A 17,419-nucleotide genomic window follows, 5' to 3' on the forward strand; every position below is an offset into this window, starting at 1 on the left:
GCGGGAAGCCGAGGGCCGCCGGCGGGCGCTGTGGGCGCGGCGGGTGCGGCGGGGGCCGCGGGCCGCTCCGGCTCCGGCGCGTCGGCGGGCGGCACGATGCCGGACTCGAGGGCGGGTGACAGGGGCGCGGCGGGGCCCGGTGCCCCGGGCGCGGACGAGGGACCGGCCGCGGGCGGGGGCACCGGGCCGGGTATGCGCGGGCCGGACGCGTCGCCGTCGGCGCCGGCCTCCGCGGTGGCCTCCGCGGGGCGCGAAGGCGCGGGGTGCACGAGCCGCAGCGCGGGCTCACCGGGCCGCACGGCAGGCGCCTGCGGGCCACCGCCCGCACCCGCGGCGGCATCCGCGTCGGGGTTGCCGCCCAACTCCCGCAGCACGTCCCGCTGCCAGTCGCCGCCGCCACCGGGGCGTCCGGACGGCCGCTCCCACCGCTGTTCCCCCTGTGTCATGCCGCCGCGCCTCCTAAGCGAAGGTGTCGAGCAGTCGCCCGTACACACCGAACACGCCGACGAGCAGCGGAAGCAGCGTGATGACCCCCACCGACTCCAGCAGGTCGCCGAACCGCCGCAACCGCACCCGCACATGCTCGGCCGGCTGAACGGCGAGCACGGCCAGCGGCAGGACCGCCAGCACGACGAGCACGGCCAGCGGCGCCGAGGCCGAGGACCGCTCCGCCCACACCGTCACCAACCGTACGGCGATGCCCGCCGCGGCGGCCAGCAGCACGGCCACCTCGGCGACCAGCGGAAACGCCCGGGCCCGCAGAGCCAGCACCAGCGCGACGACCGCGGCGAGCGCGACCGTCCACCCGGAGGGGGACCGCACCGTCAGCACGGCCCCCGCGGCGGCCGACGCGGCCACGGTGATCGTGGCGAGCACCAGCCCGCGGTGGGCGGCGGCCAGCGCGGCGGACACCTGGTAGCGGCTCACGGACACCCCGCCGGCCCGCCGGTCGTCGAGCCCCGACAGACCGGACGCCATCAGCGCCAGCCGCGGCAGCAGCCCGAGCGCCACCACGCAGACGACGCCGACGACCGCCCCGGCCCGGGCCTGCTGCTCCGCCGTCGCCGCGCCGGACTGCGCGGCGAGGACGGCCTCCCAGCCGACGGCGCTCAGCGCCACGGCGGCCGCGCCCACCACACCGCCCCGCCCCAGCGGCGTGAACAGCCCGAGCAGGACGAGGACCGGCGCGCACACGGCCGCCGCACCGGCGAGTCGCAGAGCGCCGGCGGAGTCCCCGCCGACCACGTCGACCAGGCTCCACGCGCCGAGCACACCGAGCGCGCCGCCCGCGCACAGCAGCGTCACCGCCGGCGCCTGCCTGCGCAGCCGCCCGAGGACCGCACCGGCCGCCGCGGCCACGCCGGCGCAGGCGAGCAGCGCACCGGCCACCGCGGAACGGTCGAACTGCGCACGCGCGAACACCGCGGCGACGACCGCCCAGCCCACGCACGCGACCCCCGCCGTGATCCGCCGCGCGGCGGGCCCCCACTGCCCCAGCCGGTCGCCGAGACCCTCGGCCACCTCGTCGCTGACGTCGTGGACGACGGGAGCGGGCGGCGCGTCCTCCGCGCGGACGAGACGCAGCACGGCGCCGTCGCGGACGCCCGCCGTCTCCAGTGTGCTGTCGTGATCGAGTGCGGAGCCGTCCACCGTGACGAGATGACGCGACGCGGGCCGGCCCTCCACGCGGTCGTCCAGCAACCGCATGATCTCGGGCAGCAGCACCCCGACCGGCTCCTGCGCGGGCAGGACGAGGTCGACGCGACGCCGCTCACCGACGAGGGTGACGCGACTCAGCACCGCCGGCCCGCCGGCCGCCTGACGACTCATGGCCCCCGTAGACATCACGTTCGCGAACCTATCACCGGCTCGTAGGACTGCCGGAGGGTGTGGAGAACCCGGGGGAGTAGGGGCTCGTGCTCTGCCCGATCACCCGGTGCGACACGAACGACCACCCCACGCACCCCGCGCACAACACGGCCGCCACGACCATCCCGGCGACCACCTTCCCCACCCGCTCGTCCACGGCCCGCCGCTGCCGCTGCGCCCCGAACACCAACGCATCCCGCAACCGCCGCCGCCGCACGGCAACGGACTCGAGAAGCTGACTGTCATAGTCCTGAGCGGTCATACCGCCTCACACTCGCCTCACGTCGGGAACTCGCCCAGCCAGCTGCGCTTGAGCAGGTGCTCGGGAAGGTACTCGGACTCGACGTCGATCGGCCGGCCGGCGTCGTACGCGAGGCAGGTGATCGCCAGGACGGCGAGCGGGATGTCGCCGTCGCCGGACTCCTCGCGCTCCGGGTCGGCCGTCCAGTAGTCCTTGTGCAGTTCGAGCGCGCGGACGAGGGCCTCGTTGAACTTCACGGGGTCCTGGGCGACGAACCGGTGGAAGAGGTTGAGCGGCGGGAACAGGACCTTGAGCATCAGCTCCCGGTCGGCGACCCGCAGCCGGTCCGGGTCGGTCCCGTCGAACGCGGCGACGAGCTTGTCCCCGAGGCCCGGCCGTTCCAGCCAGTACGTCTGGAGGGCGTCCACCCAGTGGTAGATGTACTCCTCGAACACGGCCCCGGAAGCCCGCAGCGTCTCGATCGGCACCTGGCACAACGCGGTCATCCGCGCCTGGTCCCGGCAGACCACGGCCAGCCAGAAGGCGTCCAGCCAGGTCCCGGCGTCCGTGAAGTGGGTGGGTCCCACGGCGGGGATCGTCCTGACCTCATGAGCGATCACGCACTCGACGGTGGACCCCTCGGGAGCGGTAGCCGAGGCGAAGAGCGCCGACCCGACCTGCATGGCCATGACCCAGGCCTCCCAGGTCTCCAGCATCTTGGCGGTGGGGTCGTTCAGCGTCTGCACCGTGGCGCCGGCCAGCGCGGCACTGAAGGTCAGACCGAAGCTCTGCGGATACTGCTCGAGCTGCTGAACGTCCTCGAGCGTGTCCTCGTTGATCTCCTGCCGGAGCTCATCGGGGTTTGGATGCGTGCTTTTCTGCGGAGGCCGGGAAACGCGCGTCGGCATGAACCACGTTCTCATTTCGTGAGGTCGAACTGCTTCATCTGGTACCCAGCGTATTTGGACCCGTGGAAGTCTGCCTTTACCAGCACGTAGTCCACCTTGCCCTGGTTCAGCGCGGTTCTCAGGTCCCGTGCCAGGGCGCGCTCAGCCCTTGCCTGGTCGAGCAAGCCCTCGCTGCGGCGCCTCTTGGCCCTCTTCTCCATTTCCTTGAGGATGGTCTCGAAGTACTCCCGCGTCCCCTGCGTCACCAGTCGTCCGCTGTGCCCCTTGCGCACACCGAGATTCGCCGTCGTGGAACCCTTCGCCTCGACGACGACGTACCGGCCGTCCTGGGCCCGGTACACCTGGTCGAACCGGTTGTTGCCGAACGCCCCGTCGTCCAGGCGCACCGCACCCTCGTAGTGCTCCGGTATCGCATGGTGTTCGGCGGCGTCCTCGCCGAGCAGTTCGGCCTGCCGGTTCGCGTCGGCGTGGAGCGGCTTGTGGGCCGCGTTGGCGTGGTCCCTGGCGGCGGCCGTCGCGTCCGTGCGGTGCGCGGTGTACGCCTCCTCGGCAGCCTTGAGCCGGTCTTCCGCGGCGTTGTCGGCCGTGACGGCCGCGTCCCGCTTCGCCGCCTGGTCGTCCATGTGGCGCAGGGTCTCGGGAGAGAGGTCCGAGCGCTTTCCCACCACGGGATCCTTGTGCACGTAGTGCTCTTTGATCGCCGGCGGCATGTCGCTGGCCGCGATCCACTTGGGCGGCGCGAACGGGTTGCGCACGAGCTGGGGTACGACCTGGCTGTACCCCCCTTTGGCCTCGGTGGACAGCCGGTAGCCGTTCTCGCGGTAGTGGTCCTTGAACCACTGGGGGTCGTTGTTGGCCCGCTCGACCTGCTGCCGCATGATCTCGCGTTCGTGCTCGAGCGGATTGTGGCTGCCTGACGGCGATCCGTCCGAGCCGTTGCCGCCTCCGTGGCCGCCCCCGGTCCCGCCGTGCTGGGCGGGCACGTGGCCGCCGTCGGCCCCGCCGCCCGTGTGACCGTGGTCGCCGCCCGCCGCGTGTCCGCCGGTGTCGTGTGCCGGGACCGTGTCGGTGCCCCGGCCGCCTCCCGCGTGGTCGGTGGCGTGCGCGGTCGGCGTCGTGTGGCCGCCGCCCCGCGCGGTCGCGTCGCCGCCGGCATGGCCGGCCGTGTCCCCGGCGGCGTGGGCGCCCGCCCGGTCGCCCGCACCGACCAGCGCCCCCTCGTCGTGCGGCAGCGTCTGGCGCAGCAAGTCCCTGTCCGCTGCCGACAGTTCGACCTTGGCCGGGGCCGACGTCCCGTCCGGGCGGACGACCGAGCCGTCGTTGAGGTCGAGGCGGGTGCCGTCCGGCCAGTGGACGACGTTGTCGTGGATCACCGGGATGTCGTCGGCGATCCGCACCACGCTCCCGTCCGGCTGCACGCGTCCCGCCCCGGAGAGGATGTCGTCGAAGGCGCCCGCGTGGACGCCCCGCAGGCCGGCGAACACGTCGGCGACCTTGACGCTGCCGAACTTCGCGGCCTTGCCGAGGTACGTCATCGGGTCGACCAGCCGCCCGGTCTTGCCGAGCACGGCGAGCGTGCGGGCCACCGCGCCGCCCTTCGCGGCCGTGCCGGCGCCGCCGGTGAAGACCGTGGTCAGGACGTTGAAGGTGACCGCGCCGCCGGCGCGGGCGGGGTTCTTGCCCCACTCGTCCCACGCCACCAGCGCCTTGCCGGCCTCCTTGACGGTGTTGCGGGTCTCGCGCAGATACCCGGGCAGCTTGTCCTCGGGCATCGTCCAGTACATGCTGCCGATGACCGGGGTCGCGGTGATGGCCAGGCCCGTCGCGAGCTTGCCGAGGCCGGTCCAGGCCTCGCCCGCCGCGTCCCAGCCGTCGACGCCGACGAAGGTGCCGAGGCCCCGGATGGTGCCCCACACGCCGTCGACGACGAAGCCCTTGCCGAAGTCCAGCACCTGGTGGCCGAGCCAGTCCAGACCGTGCCGCTCCTTCTCCACGGTCTTGCCCCAGGGCAGTTCCTCGGAACTGTCCAGCAGGTCGGCGGTGAAGCCGTACGTGCTGGTGCCGCGCTTCAGCAGCCGCTTCTGCGCGCCGTCCTCGAGGATCAGCGTCGTCCCGCCCACGAGTGCGGTGATCTTGTTGTGGCAGGTGATCTCCGCCTGCCAGAAAGCCGCCGTGGTGGCGTTGACGTCGTGCACCAGGTCGTTGTTGAGCTGGACGTTGTCGTCGTCCTCGCGCCAGTGGTCGTCGCCCGCGATGTCGCTGCGGAAGGTTTCCGCCCGCTGCTTGAGGCTTCTCAGCTTGGCCACGAGCGGCTGGACTTCCGTCTCGTAGGAGCTGAGGGCGGCGGCCACCTTCTCCAGGTCGTCGGCGAACTCGTCGGCCTTGGCGGCCACCGGCGCCGTCGTGGCGAACAACTGGTCGGCCTCCGGGGCCGAGTAGCACGCCGACAGGCCCTGGAAGCGGGTGTGCACGTCCGAACCCGACTGGCGGAAGGTGAGGGCCTCCGCGGTCAGGAGCATCGAGTCCGTGCCCAGTTGTTCCAGGTCGCCGGTGAACTGCGGGATGTTCTGCGGGTCGATGAGGTCCGCGCTCACTTGCCCCCCTGCTGTCCGCCCGCGCCCGGCAGGTCGATCTTCGGCTCCTTCAGGGCGCTCGCCTGGGCCTGCGCGGCCATGTCCAGGTCGCCCTTGACGTACGCGTTGGTCGCGGTGGCCGCCCCGTTGAGGGAGTTCGACGTGCGCACCGCGACGTAGGCCAGTTTCTCCTGGTAGGCCGTGAAGAACTCGGCCAGCGCCCCGCCGACCGGTCCCTGGACCCCGCTCTTCTCGACGCCGCCCTGCTGGATCGTGCCGGCGGACCCGGCGGCGCTGGGCAGGGTCTCCTGCAACGCCTTCCCGGTGTTCGAGAGGCCCTCGGCCGCCTTCGCCGTCTCCGTGAGAACGTGTTGCACGCCCGACGGCGAGATGTCCCACCCCGTCATGTGGATACCCCGTACTCCCCGTGACCTACGTGTGCCGGCGCCGCGTCGGCGCCTCGCGTCAGCCGATGTTGTCGACGGCCGCCCGCGCCTTCGCCATCGTCGACTGGGCCGTCCCGTCGTTGTCCTCCAGCGTGGTGCGCACCAGCTGGATGATGCTGCGCACCTCGTTGGCCGCCCGGTTCCAGCGCAGTTCCTTGCCGTGGTACTCCTCGGACACCCCGTCGGCCTGGAAGTCGGCCATGGCGGCCTTCACGGCCTTGTCGCGGTCGGCCAGCACCCGCTCCAGCTGCGCGACGATCCCTTGCAGTCCGCCCTGCACCTCGCCCGAGGCGCCGGTGTCGTAGGAGCGGCGGTCCTGATTCTGACTCATCGTCACAAACCCCCTGTGATTGTCGGTTCCAGGCCTCGACCCGCGGCCTAGCGTGCGCCGAAGCGGGCCGCGTCGAAGTTGGCCGCGCCCATGTTCTTGTTGGCGTTGTCGTGCTGTTCGGTGTCGCCGCCGGCGAACGCGGTGTCCATGCCGCCCTGGCCCTCCAGGATCGCGCCGAGCGATCCGTTGAGCGCGGCCGTGATCTCGTCCGCTCGCTTCTTGAACGAGTCGAAGGCGACCTTTCCGGAGCCGTTGAACCTGCCCTCCAGCGGCTCGGCCGCCTGGATCAGCGCGCGGATCAGTGTGCCCAGGTCGGTGCTCGAACCGACGGTGCTCCTGCTCAGATCCGACAGGGCCGTGGACCCCATGTCGAACTTCATGCGTCACCCCCGTGCGTCACGTGTACCTCACATACCAGTTCGAGCATGCTGTCGCATTACCCGTTGCGGACGCAATGCGGTAGATCGCGATGTGACACGATCCGGACACCTTCGCGACCCCGCGGGGACTGCCCGGATCATCCGGGCTGCCCGCCGAAAGCCCGCCCAAAGCCTCCCGAAAGCCCGACGAAAGGCCGCAGGCGACGGCCCGCCGCCGCGTGCGGCGGGCGCCCCCGGCCGGGGTTCAGAAGAACACCCCGCACCTCAGCAGCACGTTCGCATACGGCCGCGCCTCACCCGTGCGCACCACCAGCCGCGCCCCCGCCGACAGTTCCTTCAGCCGCTCGTGCGAGACGTAGGCCAGGGACGGGAAGCGGCCCGCGAGGAGGCCGGCGGCCGCGGGGTTGGCCTCGCGCACTTCCCGGGCCGCCGTCGCGCCCTCCACCACCAGTTCGGCGAGCAGCCCGTCGACCACCTCCTCGAACGACGGCACCCCCGCCCGGAAGGCGAGGTCGACCACCCGCGGCCCGGCCGGTATCGGCATGCCCGCGTCGCACACCAGCACCTCGTGGCCGTGCCCCAACTCGGCCAGCGCACCGGCGAGATGACGGTTGAGGATCCCCGTCTTCCTCACAGGGCGTCGACCTCCTCGGCCGTCGGGAACGACTCCTGCGCGCCCTGGCGGGTCACCGACACCGCGCCCACCCGGGCCGCGTAGGCCGCCGCCTCCTCGAGCGAGGCGCCCCCGCCCAGCCGCCAGGCCAGCGCCGCGGTGAACGCGTCGCCCGCGCCCGTCGTGTCCACGGCGTCCACCTGCACGGGGGCGACACGCCGCACGCCGCCGTCCGCCGACGCCACCAGCGCACCCTGCGCGCCCAGCGTGACGACCACCGACCGGGGCCCCTTCGCGAGCAGCAGCCGCGCCCAGTCCTCGGGACCGGAGGCGTCGTCGTCCGCGGTGCCGAGGATCACCTTCGCCTCGTGCTCGTTGACGATCAGCGGGTCGCAGGCCGCGAGCAGCGCCACGGGCAGCGGGCGCGGCGGGGAGGGGTTCAGCACGAACCTGCTGTCCGGGCCGAGGCTCGCCGCGGCCGCCACGACCGTCTCCAGCGGAATCTCCAGCTGCGCCGACACCACCCGGGAGGCGTGGAGGAGATCGCCCGCGGCACGGACGTCCTGCGGGGTCAGGCGGCCGTTCGCGCCCGGCGACACCACGATGCTGTTGTCGCCCGACGGGTCCACGGTGATCAGCGCGACGCCGGTGGGCGCCCCGCCCGTCAGCACGCCCGTCGTGTCGACGCCGGCCGCCCGCTGCGCGTCGAGCAGCAGCCGCCCGTGGTCGTCGTCGCCGACCCGGGCCAGCAGGGCTGTCCGGGCCCCGAGGCGCGCGGCCGCGACGGCCTGGTTGGCGCCCTTGCCGCCGGGGTGCACGGCGAGGTCGGAGCCGAGCACCGTCTCCCCGGCCGCCGGCCTGCGTTCGACGCCGATCACCAGGTCGGCGTTGGCCGACCCCACGACCAGCAGGTCGTAGTCGTACATGGCAGAACTCCCCTGATACGTGACGTGGGGCGGGCGGTCCCGTCCATGGGGACCGCCCGCCGGTGCGCGCGAGGCGCGAGGGCGCGCGGTGGGCGATGTCAGCCGCTGAACCCGGCCGCGTTGGCCTTCGTGACCACCTTGACCGGCACCTTCACCGTCTCCTCGACCTTCTTGCCCCGCAGCGCCTTCAGCGCGTTGTCCACGGCGATCTTCCCCAGCTGGGACGGCTGTTGCGCGACCGACGCGTACAGCGTGCCCTGTTCGACGGCCTTGAGTCCGTCGGGGGTGCCGTCGAAGCCGACGACCTGGACGGACGTGCCGGCCTTGGAGCCCAGCGCCTTGATCGCGCCGAGCGCCATCTCGTCGTTGGCGGCGATGACGCCCTGGACGTCCGGGTGGGCCTGGAGCAGGTTCGACATCACGTCGAGGCCCTTGGTGCGGTCGAAGTCGGCCGGCTGCTGGGCGAGCACCTTGATGCCGGGGTAGGCCTTGAGGCCCTTGGCGAAGCCCGCGGCCCGCTCGCGCGCGGCGGAGGTGCCCGCCTGGCCCTGGAGGATCACGATCCTGCCGGCGCCGCCCAGCTTCTCGGCGACCGTCTTCGCGGCCAGTTCGCCGCCCGCCACGTTGTCGGAGGCGACCAGCGCGTCCACCGTGGCCTTGTTGACGCCCCGGTCGACGGCGATGACCGGGATCTTCGCCTTGTCGGCGGCCTTGACCGAGTTGCCGGCCGCGTCCGAGTCGACGGGGTTGACGATGATCGAGTCGTAGCCGGAACTGGTGAAGTTCTGCAACTGGTTGGCCTGCTGGGAGGCGTCGTTCTGCGCGTCGGTGACCGTCAGGTCCACGCCCAGCTTCTTCGCCTCGGCCTTCGCGCCGGACTGGATCTGCACGAAGAACGGGTTGTTCAGGGTGGACAGCGCCAGGCCGATGCGCGGGTTCGCGCTGGGGGAGGCGCCGCCGTGCAGGAACGAGGTCGCGCCGACGACCGCCACGGTGACGACGGCCGCGAGGCCGTACGTGGCCGCCTGCCGGCCCTTGCCGCCGCCGCCCGCCCCGGCCGCCGCCGGGGTCGCGCCCGCCTTGCGCCGCAGGGTGTCGAGCAGCACCGCCAGCGCGATGACGACGCCGATGACGACCTGCTGCCAGAACGCCGAGACGGACAGCAGGTTCAGCCCGTTGCGCAGCACCGCCAGGATCAGCGCGCCGATCAGGGTGCCCGAGGCCTTGCCGGTGCCGCCGGCGAGGGAGGCCCCGCCGATGACGACCGCGGCGATGGCGTCCAGCTCGTAGCCGTCGGCGGCCTGCGGCTGCGCGGACGACAGCCGGGAGGCGAGCACGACGCCCGCGGCGGCCGCGAAGACGCCGGACAGGGCGTAGATGGCGAGCTTCTGCCGCTTCACGCGCAGGCCGGACAGCCGGGCGGCCTCCTCGTTGCCGCCGATGGCGTACATCGAACGCCCGATGTAGGTGCGGCCGAGCACGAACGCGGCGATGAGCCCCATGACGACCATCACCAGCACCGGCACGGGCAGCCAGCCGCCGAGCGTGTCGCCGAGGTGCGAGACGGAGTCGGGGAAGGCGATCGGGGAGCCCTCGGAGATCACCAGCGACAGACCGCGGGCGACCGAGAGCATCGCGAGCGTCGCGATGAACGGCGGCAGTTTGCCGTACGCGATGAGGAAACCGTTCACCAGACCGGCGGCGATGCCGGTGGCGACGGCGAGCAGCAGCGCGACGGCCACGGGGACGCCGTGCTGGGTCGCGCTCCAGGCCAGCACGGTCGCCGAGAGCGCCGCCACCGAGCCGACCGACAGGTCGATGCCCGCCGAGACGATCACGAACGTCACGCCGAAGGCGAGGATGGCGGTCACGGCCGCCTGGACGCCCACGTTGAGCAGGTTGTCCGTGGTCAGGAAGTCGCCCGACAGCGCCGACATGGCGATGACGAGGACGATCAGCGCGGTCAGCGCGCCGTTGTCGAGGAGCAGGCGGCGCACCGCCGCGGCGCCGCCGCCGGCGCCCTTCGTGATCGGGTGCGTGTCAGCGGCCACGGCCGGCCTCCGCTTCGGTGGTCGTAGGGGTGGTAGGGGTGGCGGGCGCGCCGACGGCGAGGGCCATCACCGCGTCCTGGGTGGCCTGCTCGGTAGGCAGTTCGCCGGCGATCCGGCCCTGGGCCATCACCAGCACCCGGTCGCTCATGCCGAGCACCTCGGGCAGGTCGGAGGAGATCATCAGGACCGCGGCGCCGGCCGCCGTCAGCTCGTTGACGAGCTGGTAGATCTCGACCTTGGCGCCGACGTCGATCCCGCGCGTGGGCTCGTCGAGGATCAGCACCTTGGTGTCGGCCAGCAGCCACTTGCCGATGACGACCTTCTGCTGGTTGCCGCCGGACAGGGTGCGCACCTGCTGGCCGAGCCCGGCCATCCGCACCCCGAGCTGCTCGGCGATCCGCGCCGCCGCCGCGTGCTGCCCCCTGAGGTCGACCAGGCCGCCCCGGGTCGCGGCGCGCATCGTGACGAGCCCGAGGTTCTCCTCGACCGACTGGTCCAGCACCAGCCCCTGGCCCTTGCGGTCCTCGGGCACCAGCCCGATCCCGGCCGCCATCGCCGCGTTGACGTCGTGCCGGCGCAGCGCCGCGCCCGCGACCCGCACGCTCCCCCGGTCGTAGGGGTCGGCCCCGAAGACGGCCCGTACCACCTCGGTACGACCGGCGCCGACCAGCCCGGCGATGCCGACGACCTCGCCGGCGCGCACCTCGAAGGAGACGTCGTGGAAGACGCCGTCCCGGGTGAGCCCGTCGACGGCCAGCAGGGCGGCGCCCGTCTCGGGACGCTCCCTGGGGTACTGCTGCTCGATGGAGCGGCCCACCATGAGGCGGACGAGCTCGTCCTGCGGGGTGGAGGCCGGCACCTGCCCGACGCTGCGGCCGTCGCGGATGACCGTGACGCGGTCGCCGAGGGCGGCGATCTCCTCCAGATGGTGGGTGATGAACACGATGCCGACGCCGTCCTCGCGCAGCCGGCGCACGATCGCGAAGAGCTTGTCGACCTCCTCGGAGGTCAGCACGGCGGTCGGCTCGTCCATGATGAGCACGCGCGCGTTCAGGCTCAGCGCCTTGGCGATCTCGACCATCTGCAACCGGGCGATGCCGAGTTCGCGCACCCGCGCGCGGGGCGGGACGTCCACGCCCACGTGCTCCAGCAGGACGGCGGCCTCGGCCTCCATCCGCTTGCGGTCGATCACCCCGAGCCGGCGGGGCTGGCGTCCCAGGAAGATGTTCTCGGCGACCGTCAGGTCGGGGACGAGGTTGAACTCCTGGTAGATGGTGGCGATCCCGAGGCGCTCGGAGTCCTGCGCACCGTGGATGCGCACCTCCTCGCCGCCGGCCAGGATCCGCCCGGCGTCGGGCCGGTAGGCGCCGGAGAGCATCTTGATGAGGGTGCTCTTGCCCGCGCCGTTCTCACCGAGCAGCACATGCACCTCGCCCCGCCGCAGGTCGAAGTCGACGCTGTCGAGCGCGACCACGCCGGGGAAGGTCTTGCGTATGCCTTCGATGCGCAGCAACTCGTCCGCGTTGCTCACGTCTGGCTCCTGTTCGTTACGGGGGACTCGCCGCACGAGCGGCGTACGACGAGGCGGGCGGCGAAGGTGACCGACTGCGGGGGCCGCCCCTCGATGCGGTCGACGAGCGCGCGCACGGCGGCCCGCCCCAGCTCGCCCGTCGGCTGGGCGATCGCCGTGATCGGCGGATCGGTGTGCACGAACCACGGGATGTCGTCGAACGCGGCGAGCGCCAGGTCGTCCGGAACGCGCAGTCCGCGCGCGCGGACGGCGTCCAGCGCGCCGAGCGCCATCAGGTTGTCGGCGGCGAACACGACCTCGGGGGGCTCGGGCAGGTCGAGGAAGCCCTCGGTGACCCGCCGGCCGCTCTCGGCCTGGAAGTCGCCCTGCCCGATGTAGGCGTCCGGGAGGGGGAGCCCGTACTCGGCCAGGGCGGCGCGGAACGCCTCCACACGCTCGCTGCCGGTGGTGGTGGCGGCGGGCCCCGCGATGATGGCGAGCCGTCGGTGGCCGAGGCCGTGCAGATGGGCCACGAGGTCGCGCACCGCGTCCCGGCCGTCCGACCTGATCACGGGCACGTCCAGGCCGGGGATCCACCGGTCGACGAAGACCATCGGCGTGCCCGCGCGCGCGGCGTCCAGCATGCGCGGGGAGCCGCCGTCGGTGGGGGAGACCAGCAGGCCGTCGATCCGGCGGTCCAGCAGGGTGGTGACGTGGTGGTCCTGGAGGTCGGGCCGTTCGTCGGCGTTGCCGATGATCACGCTGTAGCCGAGGGCGCGGGCCTCCTCCTCCACGGAGCGGGCCAGCTCGGTGAAGTAGGGGTTCATCACGTCGCTGATGACCAGGCCGAGGGTGCGGGTCTGGTCGGTGCGCAGCGACCGGGCGACGGCGTTCGGGCGGTAGCCCAGTGCCTCGACGGCGGCCAGCACGCGCGTGCGTGCGTCGTCGCTGACCGACGGATGGTCGTTCAGGACGCGTGACACCGTGGCGACGGATACGCCCGCCTCGGCAGCGACGTCCTTGATGCTCGCCATCGCCGCTCCACCTCCTCGTGGACTCGGTTCGTGCGCGCCGTGCCGATCGTGGAATCGATTACATCGACGCGTAGGAAGGATTGGAATCGATTACACGGGCGGGGGGCAAGACCCTGGCGTGGCTGAAACCCGATCGTGATGAACCAGCCCCCGCGGGGCCCTAGGCTGCCCCCGACCGGCGCGGGTGGCATGCCCGTGCCAAGGAAACAGGGGAGAACAGACATGCGCGCAAGCCGGATACTCGGTGCGTCCGTGGGAGCCGCCGCCCTGGTCGGCGCCTCGTTCGCGGTCGCCGCCCCGGCCGCCGCGGCGAGCTGCACGGCCAAGGCGCTCGAGACCGTGGTCATCCGTTCCACGACCAGCACCGGCGGCACCGCTCTCGCCCAGCTCAACAAGGGCCAGAGCGCCTCGGCCTCCTGCACGATGTACTACGGCGCGACCGCCTACGAGAAGTGCGGCATCGTCAGCAAGCGCTGGGTGAAGGTGACCCGCAGCGGCGTCACCGGCTATGTCGTCGGCACCTGCGTGACCGTCGAGCAGGACTGACCCGGGCGGTCCTGTCGGTGGCGGGCGGTACCGTCGGATCATGTCCCAACGCACGGGGGCCGCCCAGGGGGCGGAGGAGCGGCGGCTCGCCACGCTGGAAGGCGTGCTGGAGCGCATCACGTACGCCAACGAGGACAACGGCTACACGGTCGCCCGGGTCGACACGGGCAGGGGAGCCGGCGACCTGCTCACGGTCGTCGGCGCCCTGCTCGGCGCCCAGGTCGGCGAGTCGCTGCGCATGGAGGGCCGTTGGGGCTCCCACCCGCAGTACGGCAAGCAGTTCACGGTCGAGAACTACACGACCGTGCTGCCCGCCACCGTCCAGGGCATCCGCCGCTATCTGGGCTCCGGCCTGGTCAAGGGCATCGGCCCGGTCTTCGCCGACCGCATCACCCGGCACTTCGGCATGGACACCCTGAAGATCATCGAAGAGGAGCCGAAACGGCTGATCGAGGTCCCCGGCCTCGGCCCGAAGCGCACGAAGAAGATCGCCGACGCCTGGGAGGAACAGAAGGCGATCAAGGAGGTCATGCTCTTCCTCCAGACCGTCGAGGTGTCCACGTCCATCGCGGTCCGCATCTACAAGAAGTACGGCGACGCGTCGATCTCCGTCGTGAAGAACCAGCCCTACCGCCTCGCCTCCGACGTCTGGGGCATCGGCTTCCTCACCGCCGACCGGATCGCCCAGTCCGTCGGCATCCCGCACGACAGCCCCGAGCGGGTCAAGGCCGGCCTCCAGTACGCGCTCTCCCAGGCCACCGACCAGGGGCACTGCTACCTCCCCGAGGAGCGGCTGATCGCCGACGCGGTCAAGCTCCTCCAGGTCGACACGGGTCTGGTCATCGAGTGCCTCGCGGAGCTCGCGCAACCGCCGGAGGACGGCGAGGACCCCGGGGTCGTCCGGGAGAGAGTCCCGGCGGCCGACGGCGGGGATCCGGTCTCCGCCGTCTATCTGGTCCCCTTCCACCGCGCCGAACTCTCCCTGTCCGCCCAGCTGTTGCGCCTGCTGCGCACGGACGAGGACCGGATGCCGGCCTTCCGCGACGTGGCCTGGGACAAGGCGCTGGCCTGGCTGAGGACCCGCACGAAGGCCGACCTCGCGCCCGAGCAGGAGGCGGCCGTGCGGCTCGCGCTGACCGAGAAGGTCGCCGTCCTCACCGGCGGCCCCGGCTGCGGCAAGTCCTTCACCGTCCGCTCGATCGTGGAGCTGGCCCGCGCGCGCAAGGCCAAGGTCGTGCTCGCCGCGCCCACCGGCCGCGCCGCCAAACGGCTGGCCGAGCTGACCGGCGCCGAGGCCTCCACCGTCCACCGTCTGCTGGAGCTCAAGCCCGGCGGCGACGCGGCCTACGACCGCGACCGCCCGCTGGACGCCGACCTGGTCGTGGTCGACGAGGCGTCCATGCTGGACCTGCTCCTCGCCAACAAGCTGGTCAAGGCCGTCCCGCCCGGCGCCCACCTGCTCTTCGTCGGGGACGTCGACCAACTCCCCAGCGTCGGCGCGGGCGAGGTGCTGCGCGACCTCCTCGCCGACGGCGGCCCGGTGCCGGCCGTGCGCCTCACGCGCGTGTTCCGCCAGGCCCAGCAGTCCGGCGTGGTGACCAACGCGCACCGGATCAACGCCGGGCAGCACCCGCTCACCGACGGCATGAAGGACTTCTTCCTCTTCGTCGAGGACGACACCGAGGAGGCCGGCCGGCTCACGGTGGACGTGGCCGCGCGCCGCATCCCGGCGAAGTTCGGCCTCGACCCGCGCCGGGACGTGCAGGTCCTGACGCCCATGCACCGCGGCCCGGCGGGCGCCGGCGCCCTCAACGGCCTGCTCCAGCAGGCCGTGACGCCCGGCCGCCCCGACCTGCCGGAGAAGCGGTTCGGCGGCCGGGTGTTCCGCGTCGGCGACAAGGTCACCCAGATCCGCAACAACTACGACAAGGGGGAGAACGGCGTCTTCAACGGCACCGTCGGCGTCGTCACCTCGCTCGACCCGGTCGACCAGCGCCTGACCGTGCTGACCGACGAGGACGAGGAGGTGCCCTACGAGTTCGACGAACTGGACGAGCTGGCCCACGCGTACGCGGTGACCATCCACCGTTCACAGGGGAGTGAATATCCCGCGGTGGTGATCCCCGTCACCACCGGGGCATGGATGATGCTGCAACGGAATCTTCTGTATACGGCCGTCACCCGCGCGAAAAAGCTCGTCGTCCTCGTCGGCTCCCGCAAGGCGATCGGCCAGGCGGTGCGCACGGTGTCGGCGGGCCGTCGTTGCACGGCCCTGGACTTCCGGCTCGCGGGCCGCTGAGCCCGCGGATTCCGGGACATCCGGAGAACGTGTAAAAAATGATCGATCAAATGAGTCACGAAGGTCACAGAGCACTTCCCCAACCGTGACCAAGGCGGCAGGATGAGCTGGTTGGCGGCACTGAGTGCCGCCGATACGCCCAATGGTCGACCCCGAGTGCACTCTCCTGCGCCAAATGGGGGATGGTAGAGACAGTCAGGGCAACCTCGAAGAAGAGGCACAACGTCGGTGAGGGATGACGTGAGCGAGCACACCAACAATGCTGTAGTACTGCGGTACGGCGACGGCGAGTACACCTACCCGGTGATCGACAGCACCGTCGGCGACAAGGGCTTCGACATCGGGAAGCTCCGCGCCCAGACCGGTCTGGTGACCCTGGACAGCGGCTACGGCAACACCGCCGCCTATAAATCCGCCATCACGTACCTCGACGGCGAGCAGGGCATCCTCCGGTACCGCGGCTACCCGATCGAGCAGCTGGCCGAGCGGTCGACCTTCCTCGAGGTCGCCTACCTCCTGATCAACGGCGAGCTGCCGACCGTCGACGAGCTCACCGTCTTCCAGAACGACATCACGCAGCACACCCTGCTGCACGAGGACGTCAAGAACTTCTACAAGGGCTTCCCGCGCGACGCCCACCCGATGGCCATGCTGTCGTCGGTGGTGTCCGCGCTGTCCACGTTCTACCAGGACAGCCACAACCCCTTCGACGAGAAGCAGCGCAACCTCTCCACGATCCGGCTGCTCGCCAAGCTCCCGACGATCGCGGCCTACGCGTACAAGAAGTCGATCGGCCACCCGTTCGTCTACCCGCGCAACGACCTCGGCTACGTCGAGAACTTCCTGCGCATGACGTTCTCGGTGCCCGCGCAGGAGTACGACCTCGACCCGGTCGTCGTCTCCGCGCTCGACAAGCTGCTGATCCTGCACGCCGACCACGAGCAGAACTGCTCGACGTCGACGGTCCGCCTGGTCGGCTCGTCCCAGGCGAACATGTTCGCGTCGATCTCGGCCGGCATCAACGCGCTGTGGGGCCCGCTGCACGGCGGCGCCAACCAGTCCGTGCTGGAGATGCTCGAGGGCATCCAGGCCAACGGCGGCGACGTCGACTCCTTCATCCGCAAGGTGAAGAACAAGGAGGACGGCGTCCGCCTGATGGGCTTCGGCCACCGGGTGTACAAGTCCTTCGACCCCCGCGCCAAGATCATCAAGGCTGCGGCGCACGACGTCCTCTCGGCCCTCGGCAAGTCCGACGAGCTGCTGGACATCGCGCTGAAGCTGGAGGAGCACGCGCTCTCCGACGACTACTTCGTCTCGCGCAACCTCTACCCGAACGTCGACTTCTACACCGGCCTGATCTACCGGGCCATGGGCTTCCCGACCGAGATGTTCACGGTCCTGTTCGCCCTGGGCCGCCTCCCGGGCTGGATCGCCCAGTGGCACGAGATGATCAAGGAGCCCGGCTCGCGCATCGGGCGCCCGCGCCAGATCTACACCGGTGTCGTCGAGCGGGACTTCGTTCCGGTCGAGCAGCGCTGATGCCTCCGGCGGGGGGCCGGGTTCTCACCGGGCGCCCCGCGTGATGTCCTGATCCTGATGTTCGACTGCCCGGGCCTTGTCCCGGGCAGTCGTGCGTCCGGGGCCGGGGGACCGGGACGTCCGGGGCTCGGGGTGTGTCGTCGGGTGCTGGTG

Annotated in this window: 15 protein-coding genes and 1 pseudogene; 3 read left to right on the top strand and 13 right to left on the bottom strand. The window is 71.8% G+C overall.

Features of this window, described 5'->3' with window-relative positions:
- The 13 genes and pseudogenes from KMS84_RS32660 to KMS84_RS32720 all read right to left on the bottom strand — a co-directional run.
- Positions 1 to 446, bottom strand: a pseudogene (locus KMS84_RS32660) (hypothetical protein); the annotation flags it as partial.
- Between the two features lie 13 nt (positions 447 to 459).
- Positions 460 to 1,830, bottom strand: a complete 1,371-nt coding sequence (gene eccD, locus KMS84_RS32665) for a type VII secretion integral membrane protein EccD (RefSeq protein WP_256920118.1) — start codon at positions 1,828 to 1,830, stop codon at positions 460 to 462.
- Positions 1,831 to 1,861: 31 nt separating this feature from the next.
- The gene (locus KMS84_RS32670; protein ID WP_256920119.1) at positions 1,862 to 2,131 is read right to left on the bottom strand and encodes a hypothetical protein; all 270 of its coding nucleotides are present in this window, start codon (positions 2,129 to 2,131) and stop codon (positions 1,862 to 1,864) included.
- A gap of 17 nt (positions 2,132 to 2,148) precedes the next feature.
- On the bottom strand, positions 2,149 to 3,018 hold the full coding sequence (locus KMS84_RS32675; protein ID WP_256920120.1) for an immunity 49 family protein: 870 nt from the start codon (positions 3,016 to 3,018) through the stop codon (positions 2,149 to 2,151).
- An 11-nt stretch (positions 3,019 to 3,029) separates the two neighbouring features.
- Entirely contained in the window at positions 3,030 to 5,612 is a 2,583-nt protein-coding gene (locus KMS84_RS32680; protein WP_256920121.1) for a hypothetical protein, read from the bottom strand.
- On the bottom strand, positions 5,609 to 5,998 hold the full coding sequence (locus tag KMS84_RS32685) for a DUF6507 family protein (protein ID WP_256920122.1): 390 nt from the start codon (positions 5,996 to 5,998) through the stop codon (positions 5,609 to 5,611). The genes KMS84_RS32680 and KMS84_RS32685 overlap by 4 nt, the downstream gene beginning before the upstream one ends.
- Before the next feature lie 58 nt (positions 5,999 to 6,056).
- The gene (locus tag KMS84_RS32690) at positions 6,057 to 6,368 is read right to left on the bottom strand and encodes a pore-forming ESAT-6 family protein (RefSeq protein ID WP_256920123.1); all 312 of its coding nucleotides are present in this window, start codon (positions 6,366 to 6,368) and stop codon (positions 6,057 to 6,059) included.
- Between the two features lie 47 nt (positions 6,369 to 6,415).
- Entirely contained in the window at positions 6,416 to 6,748 is a 333-nt protein-coding gene (locus KMS84_RS32695) for a hypothetical protein (RefSeq protein ID WP_256920124.1), read from the bottom strand.
- 244 nt (positions 6,749 to 6,992) lie between these two features.
- Complete coding sequence (gene rbsD / locus KMS84_RS32700; RefSeq protein ID WP_256920125.1) at positions 6,993 to 7,382, bottom strand: D-ribose pyranase; 390 nt, start codon at positions 7,380 to 7,382, stop codon at positions 6,993 to 6,995.
- Positions 7,379 to 8,287, bottom strand: a complete 909-nt coding sequence (locus tag KMS84_RS32705; protein WP_256920126.1) for a ribokinase — start codon at positions 8,285 to 8,287, stop codon at positions 7,379 to 7,381. Before KMS84_RS32705 ends, rbsD begins: the two co-directional genes overlap by 4 nt.
- A gap of 98 nt (positions 8,288 to 8,385) precedes the next feature.
- Positions 8,386 to 10,338: an ABC transporter permease/substrate-binding protein gene (locus KMS84_RS32710; protein WP_256920127.1), complete on the bottom strand. Its 1,953-nt coding sequence runs from the start codon at positions 10,336 to 10,338 to the stop codon at positions 8,386 to 8,388.
- Positions 10,328 to 11,869 (bottom strand): sugar ABC transporter ATP-binding protein, encoded by a 1,542-nt coding sequence (locus tag KMS84_RS32715; protein ID WP_256920128.1) that lies wholly within the window; start codon positions 11,867 to 11,869, stop codon positions 10,328 to 10,330. The genes KMS84_RS32710 and KMS84_RS32715 overlap by 11 nt, the downstream gene beginning before the upstream one ends.
- The gene (locus KMS84_RS32720; protein ID WP_256920129.1) at positions 11,866 to 12,882 is read right to left on the bottom strand and encodes a LacI family DNA-binding transcriptional regulator; all 1,017 of its coding nucleotides are present in this window, start codon (positions 12,880 to 12,882) and stop codon (positions 11,866 to 11,868) included. The genes KMS84_RS32715 and KMS84_RS32720 overlap by 4 nt, the downstream gene beginning before the upstream one ends.
- Positions 12,883 to 13,104: 222 nt before the next feature.
- Between KMS84_RS32720 and KMS84_RS32725 the strand changes: the two genes are divergently transcribed.
- From KMS84_RS32725 to KMS84_RS32735, 3 genes are all read left to right on the top strand, one after another.
- Entirely contained in the window at positions 13,105 to 13,428 is a 324-nt protein-coding gene (locus tag KMS84_RS32725; RefSeq protein WP_256920130.1) for a hypothetical protein, read from the top strand.
- Positions 13,429 to 13,468: 40 nt separating this feature from the next.
- Entirely contained in the window at positions 13,469 to 15,727 is a 2,259-nt protein-coding gene (gene recD2, locus KMS84_RS32730; RefSeq protein WP_256920131.1) for an SF1B family DNA helicase RecD2, read from the top strand.
- A gap of 240 nt (positions 15,728 to 15,967) precedes the next feature.
- Positions 15,968 to 17,266, top strand: coding sequence for a citrate synthase (locus KMS84_RS32735; protein ID WP_256920132.1), 1,299 nt, complete (start codon positions 15,968 to 15,970; stop codon positions 17,264 to 17,266).
- Positions 17,267 to 17,419 lie beyond the last annotated feature (153 nt).

The sequence above is a fragment of the Streptomyces hilarionis genome (genome assembly GCF_024539675.1).
Taxonomy (GTDB): Bacteria; Actinomycetota; Actinomycetes; order Streptomycetales; family Streptomycetaceae; genus Streptomyces; species Streptomyces hilarionis.